The following is an 11,750-nucleotide window of genomic DNA, read 5'->3' on the forward strand; positions in this document are numbered from 1 at the left end:
TTAAATTAAATATCTTTTAATTTCGTAAAATACTCAGCAAATTCTATCCAAGGTCCTTCCGGTTTAGGTAAACTAATAAAAGTCATATCCTCTTTCTTAATTGGATGTTCTAAGCTTAGTTTATATGCCCAAAGCCCTAAGAAAAAAGGTGGTAAGTTTAAGTCATGACTTGCACCATATTTATAATCACCTAAAATCTTCTCGCCTCTACTAGCTAACTGGACTCTTATTTGATGACTTCTTCCAGTAATAAGTTTATTTTCACGCAAAATTATTTCTCTATTATTTAATTTGGATTTAGCCAAAAATCTTGTATAAAGTTCTGCCTTTTTTGAATTTTTAGATTTATTTTTATTATCAATTAGATTCATATTTAACTCACGATTTTTATCCAAGAAATCTTCCAACTTTAACCATCCCTGTGAATCAATTGGGAGTGTATCGTTTTTATTTGTTTTTTCTGTCATTGTTAGATAATGTTTTTGCCAACTATGATTTCTAATCTGTTCATTCAACCTTTTAGCTGCTTTAGATGTTTTAGCAAAACACATTACTCCACCAGTGTTTCTATCTAATCTATGCACTAAACCTAAGTAAACATTGAAAGGCTTCTTGTCACGTTTTTTTATAAATTCTTTTGCAAGTGTAAGAATATCTTGATCCCCACTAGAGTCTTCTTGTGACAAAACACCTGCAGGTTTGGTAATAACTAATAAATGGTTATCTTCATAAATAATTAAACTTTCGAAATCTTCCAATTCAGCCTGCCTTTCTAACAACAGTCATACCAAAATTACAACAGTGAAAGTAACTGTTTAAGTTCCTTCTTTTTGATATATCTCCACTCACCTGTTTTTAAATTACCTAGATCAATATTCATAATTCTTAGTCGTTTAAGCTCTATAACATTATACCCCAAGCTTTCACACATTCTTCTAATTTGTCTGTTCAGACCTTGAGTAATAGTTAATTTAAATTCATTTTCATTTACTTGAACAAATTTAGCTGGTTTAGTAACTTGATTCAGTATATAAACTCCAGATTCCATCTTTTCTTTAAATTCAGGATTAATCTTTTTATCAACTTTAACCAAATATTCTTTTTCTTTATTTTGAGAACTACGCATCATCTTATTAACGATTGATCCATCATTAGTTAATAAAATTAGCCCTTCAGAATCTTTATCTAAGCGTCCTACTGGGAAAATTCTCTCAGGATAATTAATATAATCAATAATATTTTTGCCTTCTTTTTTTGAACTTGTGCACACAATACCCTTAGGTTTATTAAAAGCTATATAAATATTATCTATATCATTGTTTGAAATATTCTTCCCATTAACTACAACTTCATCATTAGTAGAAATTCTGTCGCCAAGTCCCGCAATCTTGCCATTAACTTTCACCTGACCTGTTTCTATAAGTTTATCAGCTTCTCTCCTTGAACATACCCCTTGGGATGCTATATATTTATTTAATCTAATTAACTTATCTTCACTCATTTACTTCGTCCTCCAAGTCATAAGTTCTTAAGGTCACATAGAAGCTACTACCTTCTCCTACTTTGCTCTCTACCCAAATTCTCTCACCCATTATCTCGAGCAATTCTTTGGCAATTGATAAACCTAGTCCAGTACCTTCGCTTCTGCCCCTAGATTTATTACTCTTATAAAATCTACTAAATATATGATTAATATCAGTTTCAGATATACCACTACCATTATCAGAAATCTTCATAACTATAGAATTTGCTTTTTTCTTATCATCGATAAAATCAATACTTATTCGGCCAAACTCTTTAGTATATTTCATTGCATTATCTAGAATTATAACAATAACTTGTTCCAATCTGTCCTTGTTTACATAGACATCAGGTAAAACTACACTCTTCTTAGGAATATTAAAATCTATGCCTTTGTTAAGCATTTGAATTTCATATTTATATTTAATCTCTAATAATAATTCATGAAGATTAATTCTCTCAGGCTCAAAGTTTAATTGACCACTTTGTAAGCCGGACAATGCTAACATGTCATCTATTAATCTGCTAAGACGCATAGTTTCTTCTAGGATTATTTTATAATATTTAGTCTTAACCACTTTATCTTGTACTAAACCATCATTTATAGGCTCTATTAATCCTCTAATTGCTGTTAAAGGTGTTCTGAGTTCATGAGAAACATTAGATATATATTCTTTTCTTGTTTTTTCCAGAGCTTCAATTTCACTAATATCTCTAAATAGAGCAACTGCACCATTACTTTCAATATTTTCACCAATCATTCCATCTAATTGAATTTGAATAACTTTATCTCGATGCTGTACTTTATGCACTCTACTTGTTCCAGATCTAATAACTTGTATAATATCTTCTTCTAGTGAGCAATCCTTAATGATTTTTTTCATTGCTTCTACATCGCTAAAGTTCTCAAGATTAAAAAGTTCGAACAATGCAGGATTAATATGCATTAATTTCATATCAGCATCTACTGCTAAAATTCCTTCACTCAAAGAGTTAATAAGTTTTTGCAGTCTATTTTTTTCATCATCTAGTTTCGACAAAGTTTCATCAAGATCGTCAGCTAACTCATTGATAGCTGTTGCCAATTCACCAACCTCATCCATTGTTTTTACTTTTACCCTATTGGAATAATCACCTTTACTCATAGCATATGCTATATCTCTGGTCGTTATTAAAGGTTGAATTAATTTCCTGAGTAAATATAAAAGTGGAAATAAAATTAATAAGAATGTTAATGAGCTTGCTAAAATAAGTGATAAGTTAAGACTGGTTAATTGATTATCTGAATTGCTTAAATCAGTAATAATATAGACAGAGCCAATAGTTACGCTAGCTTTACTATAACTATCTATGGCAACTATGGGGTATCCGACAAATAGATTTTTATTCTTATTTGTACCTATTTCTTTAATGAAAGATGTTATCTTCTGACTCATTATCTCTACGTTGTATTCTTCGATAGAGGCTTTGGCATCTGTTATATAATTAGCAGGTAGATTATTAATATCTGAAGTATAGTTTATATCAAAATAATTCTCTCTATACATATAAACTATAATAACCGAGTCCAAAAGATTACTTGCGTTATCCATGAATTTATCGTAAGTAACTTGATCTATTTCGCCCGCATAACGAGTAGCATTTATTTCAGCGAGATAGGCAGCATTCTTTTTATTTTCGTTTGTCGTATTTTGAGTATAAATTATGCTTGCAGTATATGAGAAAATTCCTAAAGTAATTAAGGCAGTTAAAATTAACGCTAGCATCAAAGCTAACACAATTTTACTAGCAAAATCACTATTATAAAAACGTTTCCTAAAGTTTATCTTCCTCATATTATCTTGTATTCTCTAAGCTTAGCTGAAATTCATAAAGTTAGTTTATTTATTTCTATTTTTCTCAGCTTCAAATTTATAACCTATTCCATAAACAGTAACTAGTGACCAATGTGAGCTGTATCCAATTTTTTGTCTAATTTGTTTGATATGAGTATCTATGGTCCTACTATCACCATAATAATCTTCACCCCAAACACTATTAAGAATAGTTCCTCTTGTCATTACTTTTCCTGGATGAGATGCTAAAAAATACAGAACCTCTACTTCCTTAGGAGTAAATGGAATTTTCATTCCTTCAACTTCAACTTCATATGTATCAAGATCAATTCTAAGATCAGGAAATTCTAATAAATGTTGTACTACAGAATCTGTAGAATCAATTCTTCTAGTTATAGCTTTTACTCTAGCGATAACTTCTCTAGGACTAAATGGTTTAACAATGTAATCATCTGCACCTAATTCAAGGCCAATAATCCTATCAATTTCATCACCTTTAGCAGTTAACATTATTATAGGTACATTTGAAGACTTTCTAATCTCTCTACAGACATCTATACCTGAAATTTCTGGCATCATTAGGTCTAAGATTATCAACTTATAATCTCTGGCATTAAATTTATCCAAGACAGACTGACCATCATAAACTGAGTCATAACTATAACCCTCATTTTTTAGATATAAGCCCAAAGATTCATGAACTATTGGATCATCATCAGCTATTAATATAATTTTCTCGTCCATATAAGCCCCCTTGAAATTTAATTGCTACAAATATTATACATATCATTTATTACAAAATACTTTTTTCCATTTAAGACTTTGACTAATAAATTTTCTTGCAAACTTGAACGTACTTTTAAAGTTAATTGAGTTCTTACCGAGCTGGCGTTCAAAGAAATCTATCTTATGCCTTGTCATAGTTAATTCTTTGTTATCCTCTAATTTTTCACCAATAATTGAACATAAAACATTACTTAATAAAAAGTCATCAGGAATATATTGAATAATTTTTTCTAGAGCATGTTTGTTATAAAGTCTAAAAGGCACATTCGCATCTTTAATATTTTCTTTGAAAAGAATCCATACGACTTTACTTAATATTGAACTAACAAACTTTCTTGACAATCCATCTTTTCTATCAAAACGATAACCTAATTGCACATCATATTTATTACGATTATCCCAAAAAACATTAAAATCCTTAGCTCTAGTTTGACAATCAGAATCGGTCTGAAAAATGAAATCTGCACCTGCATTTAATGCTTCTTTATAGGCGAAAGTTACACTAGGACCATGACCAGAATTTTTCTTGTTAATGAAAATTAGCTTTGGGTAGTATTTTTTTAGTTCAGTCAAAACTGAAATTGTGTCATCCTTACTACCATCATTAACAATTAAAATTCTTGAATCCTTTGAAGTTTCAGTCCATGGATACCACTCTGAAATTAATTCAGGTAAATTTTTTGCTTCATTATAAGCTGGCATTACGATATAAAGTGTATCTTCTTTTAACATATTTCACCTTTTCAGTTATAAGTAAAATTATAACATCCTTAGTTTTCGCAAAAGATAGGCTACCAAAACTGTTAACAACACTATTACGGCCATTATAATTAAGAATCCAAAAGGTTTATCTTGCATAGGTACCCAAACATTCATACCCCAAATACCACTAACTATAGTTGGAATTGACATTACAAAAGTGATTGATGTCAAAATCTTCATCGCATCATTCTGATTATTAGAGATAATTGAAGCATAAGTCTCCATTGTACTAGATAAAATGTCAGTATAGAGACTTGTCATTTCTAAAGCCTGCTTGTTATCAGTAATTACATCTTCAAGTAAGTCTGAATCTTCTGGGTAGTTTTTTATAAGGTGATGACGTAAAAGTCTCTCAAGAACCTTCTCATTACCTCTCAAAGATGTTGCAAAGTAGACTAATGATTTTTCAATTTTTAACAAACTAAGTAATTCTTTATTTTCAATTGAGTCCTTAACATTTGTCGTAATCCTATCACTCAACTTTTCAAGAATTTTAAGGTTTCTTAAATACTCATTTGAAGTATTTTGTAATATTTGTAAGATGAATCGAGTTTTATACTGCGTATAAAAATCTTTACTTTTATTAGTTTTGCCCTTTAAAAACTTCTCCAAAACAGTATCTTCACTAATACATACTGTAATGATATAGTTCTTAAAATGAAAGATAGCTAAAGGTATAGTTTCATAAAACTCATCATCATCTTTACTCTTAATTGGGACATTAATTATTATAAAAGTATCTTCATCTTCATATTCATAACGTGGAGATTCCTCAGGATCAAGAGCATCTTCTAAAATAGTAGGATCCACATTAAATCTATCTATTAACAAAGCTTTCTCTTCAGCACTTGGATCTACTACATTTATCCAAGCACCATTTTCAAATTCATTTAGCTTAACAAGTTCTTTATCTCGAGTAATATAAAAGTCTATCATCTCTTCCCCCTAACATAGTTCGAATAATTCTATTATATAAAATATTTTCATATCTGCGTTAGGAAGATTTAATGATAGACTAAATGTTACAGTAATTATACAAGTGGATAAACTTTTTCAAATTCAGCTAATGTTGTTTTATACATTTCAGAATTTTTATCAATATTATTTTCAAAATCATGAGTCCTATTATTATCAGTATCTAACTGTAATATATATAGTGAAATGTTGTTACAGTGATCTGAGACTCTTTCTAAACCATTAAATACATCGGTAATTGCAATACCATTCTTGACCTTACATTTACCTTTTTTCATACGTTTAATATGTTTTTTAACCATATGTTTATCTAGATTATTAATATGTTCTTCAAGAGGCGGTATTGTTTCTACAAATGTTGAATTCTGATCTCCCAAACTCTTATATGTTCTATCAACAATATCTTGAACTGCAGAGAAATATAAATGTAGGTCTTCTCTAGCATCCTTAGAAAACTCTCTCGACTTATCTGCACTAGCTTTAACAGTATTCGCAAAATTCATGGCATGATCACAAATTCTTTCGACATCATTCATACCGTTAAATACTAAAGTTAATCTTTGACTATCATCTTCATTAAGCTCTTTAACAAGTAATTGAGATGTATAATTCTTCAAAGCATCTTCGAATCTATCAACACTTTGCTCTAGTTCTTCAATATCTAAGAATTTCTCATCTGTATAATCATCAAAAAGTTCAAAACTTAATTTCAGAGCTTTATCAGAATATTCCATCATTTTTACCAAAACTTCATAAGATCTATTTAATGCTAAGTGAGGTTGCTCTAAGAACAATGGATCCAATAAATTCAAAGTCTTTATTGTACTATCTTGACCGGTGCTATTAGTATCTGCGTCTGATGGAATAATAATCCTAGAAAATTCAACTAATTGTTTAGTAAATGGTAATAAAATCAATGTTGTGAATAAGTTAAATATTGTGTGAACCATAGCAATAGAGAACTCTGTTACTTTATCTCCCATAAATGAGAAAGGCCAGAGAAAATCTATTACATAAAATAAACTAACAAAAATAATTGTACCTAATATATTAAAAGTTAGATGAATAACTGAAACTCTTTTTGCATTTTTCTTACTTCCAATAGCAGCAAGCATTGCAGTAATACAGGTACCTATATTTTGACCCATAATAATTGGGAATGTTGAAGCGAATGTAATTTCTCCAGTAGTACTTAATGCTTGCAAAATACCTATAGATGCTGACGAAGATTGAACAATTGCAGTTACTACTGCACCTACAATTATTCCTAGGACAGGATTTGTGAAAATAGTGAAAGCTCTCGTAAAGTTAGGGTTACCTTGCAGTCCAGACATTGAAGCACTCATAGCACTCATACCAAACATAATAACTGAGAATCCTAATATGGTATTAGCAATAGCCTTCTTTCTTTCAGTTTTCGCTGTAGATAGCATAATAACTGCGATTATTGCAAGTATAGGTGTAAAGGTAGATGGTTTGAGGATTTGAACGATAAAACTATCCCCATCCAATCCACTCAAACTTAAGATCCAGGCAGTTATAGTAGTACCTATGTTTGCACCCATAATAACTGGAACAGTTTGTTTAAGTTTCATCACTCCTGAGTTAACGAGAGCAACTAACATAATAGTAACAGCGGAGGAAGATTGAACTACTGTGGTAACAACAATACCAAGGAAAACACCTTTGAATTTATTTGAAGTTAATTTACCTAAAATATTTTCCAATTGCCCACTTGAAGCATTTTGCAAGCCATTTCCCATTACATTTAAACCAAATAGAAATAAGGCCAGCCCACCTAAAAGGTCAAGTACACTATAAATATCCATATTTACCTCAATGTTTATATTTTATATTTAATTTTAAATTAAAGTTACATTCTAATTAAAATATTGTTAACGGTTAGAATTTTAACGTATAAACACAGAAAAATAAAGACATATCTGAAAAATACTATACATATCATAAAACTATTATTTTATAAAAGCTCACCAACATAATAATGATTGTGAGCTCTAAACTGGAGCCACAAATGGGAATCGAACCCACGACCTACTCTTTACGAGGGAGTTGCTCTACCCCTGAGCTATTGTGGCAAAGATTATTTTGTTAAAAATAAAAGCCTACGCAGCAAATGCTTCTGTAGGCTGATTTGGTGGAGACGATGAGGCTCGAACTCACGACCTCTTGAATGCCATTCAAGCGCTCTCCCAGCTGAGCTACGCCCCCTTAACTATTGCTATTATACTTATTCTGTTACTAAAAGTCTACTTAATAAATTAGCATTTATTTGAGGCTATTTTTTTAAGTTTTCTATTAAATACTTCTTTTATATTTCTTAAACTAGTACGATTTTAGTAGGTTTCAGTATATTTTTAGTACGATTTTGTTTTGGTTTTAGTATTAAAAAGAAAACCCTGCAACCCATAAAGGTTACAAGGTTGATTGGTTGGTGGAGATGGCGAGAATTGAACTCGCGTCCAAAACTATTTCCACTAGCTCTTCTCCGAGTGCAGTCAGTTTATGAAGTATTCCCCTTGTACCGTGCCAACTGACAGGCTGGCACTCCGGTAGCTTCATAAGTACACTTAGGTCGCAAAGCTTAAACCTAAGCGGTCCCTGTTTAACCTCTAACAGGTAAGGTCTGTTAACCTCACAGTGGCTAGGTCACAGATAACCTAGGTTGTGCGCTGCTATAAAATTAAGCTGCAGCTAAAGCGTAATCGTTATTTGCAATTACAATTTTGCCAGATGATTAAAGAGGCCAACTGGCATCCTCTACTCGCTAAACTAGCTTCTACAGCCCTGTCGAAACCTGTACATCCCCATGACTGTTATAGAATAATAACACAAAAAAATAACTGTGGCAGTAATTTTCATTAATAATGTTTAATTTAACCCACCACAGTTATTTATTAACTTGTTTTAAAACATAGCACTCTTATCTTCCGTGACATTGTTTATATTTTTTACCACTTCCACAAGGACAAGGTTCATTCCTACCTGCTCTAATCTCTTTTTCTATGGGTTCAGAGCTTTGATCTTTAGATTGTTCTTCTCCTCGTTTAGCTTCAGCTTTTCTTAGTTCACGAGCAGCCATCTCCTGACGTCTTCTAAGCTCTTCTAATTTTGCTTGTTGCTCTTCCGGACTCATTGGTTTTGCTTGTTCAACTGTGGCACCTTCAACCTCTTCGTTTTCTTTACGTTCAGGTTTTTGATTGCTGACAAACTCAGCTCTCAAGATTAACTTAGCACAGTCTCTAGCAATAGCTTCATTCATTTCAACAAACATTTCATAACCCTCTCTACGATACTCTTGTACTGGGTTATGTTGAGCAACAGATCTCATGCTAATAGCACTCTTTAATCTGTCCATGTTATCAATATGATCCATCCACTTAGAATCAACTGTTCTTAGTAGTACAACTCTTTCAGCTTCACGCATAAAGTCTGCGCCGCCTAGTTCACGCTCACGATTTCTATATTTTTCAATCGCTGCTTCTTGAACATCTGCAAGTATATTATTGAAGCTTTCTCCTTCAGCTACTCTTTCTTCTAGATCTTTATAAACACTTAATTCACCTGTTATGTCACGTAATTGTGTTAAGAAACCAACTAAATCCATTGAACTTTTATCTGTGTGTTCATGAGCAATAAGGAAGTCATTAAAAATTTTCTCTATGGAACTATTAATATATGATTCAAAAACATCTTGTAAATCATGTCCTTCAAGAACTTGTCTTCTTTCTTTGTAAATGACTTCACGTTGTTGGTTCATAACGTCATCATATTCAAGAACATTTTTTCTAATACCAAAGTTTCTACCCTCAACTTTTTTCTGAGCTGAGCTAATAGCATTAGTTAACATTCTATGTTGAATCTCTGTATCTTCATCAACACCTAGACTGTTAAACATTCCTAACATTCTATCACCACCGAATTGTCTCATTAAATCGTCATCAAGTGATAGATAAAATTTACTACTTCCTGGGTCTCCTTGACGTCCTGAACGACCTCTTAACTGATTATCTATACGTCTAGATTCGTGTCTCTCTGTACCAATAACATAAAGACCTCCAGCTTCAACAACCTTTTGTTTTTCTGCATCAGTATGGACCTTAAATTTAGAATATAGTTCTTGGAATTTTTTACGAGCAGCCAATATATTTTCATCATCAGTATCATTATATGCTGTTGATGCTTCTATTAACTCATCATCATAACCTTCTTCACGCATTTCTTGTCTAGCTAAGTACTCAGGGTTACCACCTAGCAAAATGTCAGTACCTCTACCAGCCATATTCGTAGCAATAGTAACGGAACCTAATCTACCAGCCTGAGCAATAATTTCAGCCTCTCGTGCATGTTGCTTAGCGTTAAGTACATTATGTTTAATACCATTTCTAGAGAATAACTTGCTAATAATTTCAGAATTCTCAACTGATACTGTACCTACTAGAACAGGTTGACCTTTCGCTTGAGCTTCTTTAACTTCATTAACAACTGCGTTCAACTTTCCTGACTCTGATTTATATACAGCATCAGCCTGATCATCACGTACAACATCTTTATTAGTAGGAATCTCAATAACATCCAAATTATAAATACTTCTAAATTCATCTTCTTCTGTTAAAGCTGTACCAGTCATACCAGAAAGTTTGGTATACATTCTGAAGTAATTTTGGAATGTAATGGTTGCTAAAGTCTTACTTTCTCTATTAACCTTAACCCCTTCTTTTGCTTCAATAGCTTGGTGCAAACCATCAGAGTAACGTCTACCATCCATTAAACGACCTGTAAAGTCATCAACAATTACAATCTCATTGTCTTTAACTATGTATTGCTCATCCTTATGCATGGTTCCATGAGCTTTTAAAGCATTATTTATATAATGTTGCAAATCAAAATTAGACTCGTCAGAAAGGTTGTCTATGTTGAAATATCTTTCTGCCTTAGCAACACCATTTGAAGTTAAGACAGCTGTCTTTGCTTTCTCATCAACTATATAATCAGAATCACCAGCAATTTCATCTACAGATTCCTTGCTATCCATTTCTGCTACTACATATGGATCTAAAGTCCTTACAAAGGCATCAGCTTGACCATACATTTCACTTGAATTTTCACCTGCCCCAGAAATAATTAATGGTGTTCTAGCTTCATCGATAAGAATGGAGTCAACCTCGTCAACAATAGCATAATGTAGCTCTCGTTGAACTAATTGTTCTTTATAAGTAACCATGTTATCTCTTAGGTAATCAAATCCAAATTCATTATTTGTACCATAAGTGATATCTGCAGCATATGATTTTCTTCTTTGCTCTTTATCTAAACCTGGTACTATAAGTCCAACTGTTAAGCCTAAATATTCATAAACTTTACCCATCCACTCACTATCACGTTTAGCTAGGTAATCGTTAACCGTAACTACATGGACACCTTTGCCTGCCAAAGCATTTAAGTAAACTGGAGAAGTAGCAACAAGTGTCTTACCTTCACCAGTCTTCATTTCTGCAATTCTACCTTGATGTAATACAATTCCACCAATTAATTGAACTGGATAATGTTTCATATCTAAAACACGCCATGACGCTTCTCTTACAGTTGCAAATGCTTCTGGTAAAATATCGTCAAGAGTCTCACCATTAGCTAATCTAGCTTTTAACTTCGCTGTCATGCCTTTTAATTCAGCTTCTGACATCTTAGAAAATTCGTCTTCTAAATCTAAAATATTCTTTACAATAGGTCGTATTCTTTTAATTTCACGTTCACTATAGGTACCAAATATTTTTTCAAATAAACCCATTAAAAATTTTCCCCTTTGATTTTACTTATCTTAGTTCTCAATATAATATTCCCATTATTTTTCGT

General features: G+C 32.0%; 8 protein-coding genes, 2 tRNA genes and 1 other RNA gene. All 11 read right to left on the reverse strand.

From position 1 onward, the window contains the following. Positions 1 to 5 precede the first annotated feature (5 nt). Positions 6 to 758, reverse strand: coding sequence for an RluA family pseudouridine synthase (locus C5Q98_RS03030; RefSeq protein ID WP_106012250.1), 753 nt, complete (start codon positions 756 to 758; stop codon positions 6 to 8). Between the two features lie 35 nt (positions 759 to 793). Further along, the gene (locus tag C5Q98_RS03035) at positions 794 to 1,501 is read right to left on the reverse strand and encodes a pseudouridine synthase (RefSeq protein WP_106012251.1); all 708 of its coding nucleotides are present in this window, start codon (positions 1,499 to 1,501) and stop codon (positions 794 to 796) included. Then, positions 1,494 to 3,356 (reverse strand): sensor histidine kinase, encoded by a 1,863-nt coding sequence (locus C5Q98_RS03040; protein ID WP_106012252.1) that lies wholly within the window; start codon positions 3,354 to 3,356, stop codon positions 1,494 to 1,496. The genes C5Q98_RS03035 and C5Q98_RS03040 overlap by 8 nt, the downstream gene beginning before the upstream one ends. A gap of 45 nt (positions 3,357 to 3,401) precedes the next feature. Then, on the reverse strand, positions 3,402 to 4,100 hold the full coding sequence (locus C5Q98_RS03045) for a response regulator transcription factor (RefSeq protein ID WP_106012253.1): 699 nt from the start codon (positions 4,098 to 4,100) through the stop codon (positions 3,402 to 3,404). 42 nt (positions 4,101 to 4,142) lie between these two features. Then, positions 4,143 to 4,874 (reverse strand): glycosyltransferase family 2 protein, encoded by a 732-nt coding sequence (locus C5Q98_RS03050; protein WP_106012254.1) that lies wholly within the window; start codon positions 4,872 to 4,874, stop codon positions 4,143 to 4,145. A gap of 27 nt (positions 4,875 to 4,901) precedes the next feature. Then, positions 4,902 to 5,840 carry a magnesium transporter CorA family protein gene (locus C5Q98_RS03055; protein WP_106012255.1) on the reverse strand — a complete coding sequence of 313 codons (939 nt, stop codon included), beginning with the start codon at positions 5,838 to 5,840 and terminating at the stop codon, positions 4,902 to 4,904. Between the two features lie 95 nt (positions 5,841 to 5,935). Next, the gene (locus tag C5Q98_RS03060) at positions 5,936 to 7,708 is read right to left on the reverse strand and encodes a Na/Pi cotransporter family protein (protein WP_106012256.1); all 1,773 of its coding nucleotides are present in this window, start codon (positions 7,706 to 7,708) and stop codon (positions 5,936 to 5,938) included. A gap of 192 nt (positions 7,709 to 7,900) precedes the next feature. Further along, positions 7,901 to 7,975: transfer RNA gene (locus tag C5Q98_RS03065), tRNA-Thr, on the reverse strand. Positions 7,976 to 8,032: 57 nt separating this feature from the next. Beyond that, positions 8,033 to 8,108 (reverse strand) — tRNA-Ala (locus C5Q98_RS03070). A gap of 221 nt (positions 8,109 to 8,329) precedes the next feature. Then, positions 8,330 to 8,706: a transfer-messenger RNA gene (gene ssrA, locus C5Q98_RS03075) on the reverse strand. Positions 8,707 to 8,820: 114 nt separating this feature from the next. Further along, positions 8,821 to 11,685 (reverse strand): preprotein translocase subunit SecA, encoded by a 2,865-nt coding sequence (gene secA / locus C5Q98_RS03080; protein WP_106012257.1) that lies wholly within the window; start codon positions 11,683 to 11,685, stop codon positions 8,821 to 8,823. Positions 11,686 to 11,750 lie beyond the last annotated feature (65 nt).

This window comes from Fastidiosipila sanguinis, from assembly GCF_002998295.1.
Taxonomy (GTDB): domain Bacteria; phylum Bacillota; class Clostridia; order Saccharofermentanales; family Fastidiosipilaceae; genus Fastidiosipila; species Fastidiosipila sanguinis.

Excerpts from the sequence above, each read along its gene's own strand:
- C5Q98_RS03035 (WP_106012251.1), bottom strand. The coding sequence starts at position 1,501 with ATGAGTGAAGATAAGTTAATTAGATTAAATAAATATATAGCATCCCAA.
- C5Q98_RS03040 (WP_106012252.1), bottom strand. The coding sequence starts at position 3,356 with ATGAGGAAGATAAACTTTAGGAAACGTTTTTATAATAGTGATTTTGCT.
- C5Q98_RS03045 (WP_106012253.1), bottom strand. The coding sequence starts at position 4,100 with ATGGACGAGAAAATTATATTAATAGCTGATGATGATCCAATAGTTCAT.
- C5Q98_RS03050 (WP_106012254.1), bottom strand. The coding sequence starts at position 4,874 with ATGTTAAAAGAAGATACACTTTATATCGTAATGCCAGCTTATAATGAA.
- C5Q98_RS03055 (WP_106012255.1), bottom strand. The coding sequence starts at position 5,840 with ATGATAGACTTTTATATTACTCGAGATAAAGAACTTGTTAAGCTAAAT.
- C5Q98_RS03060 (WP_106012256.1), bottom strand. The coding sequence starts at position 7,708 with ATGGATATTTATAGTGTACTTGACCTTTTAGGTGGGCTGGCCTTATTT.
- secA (WP_106012257.1), bottom strand. The coding sequence starts at position 11,685 with ATGGGTTTATTTGAAAAAATATTTGGTACCTATAGTGAACGTGAAATT.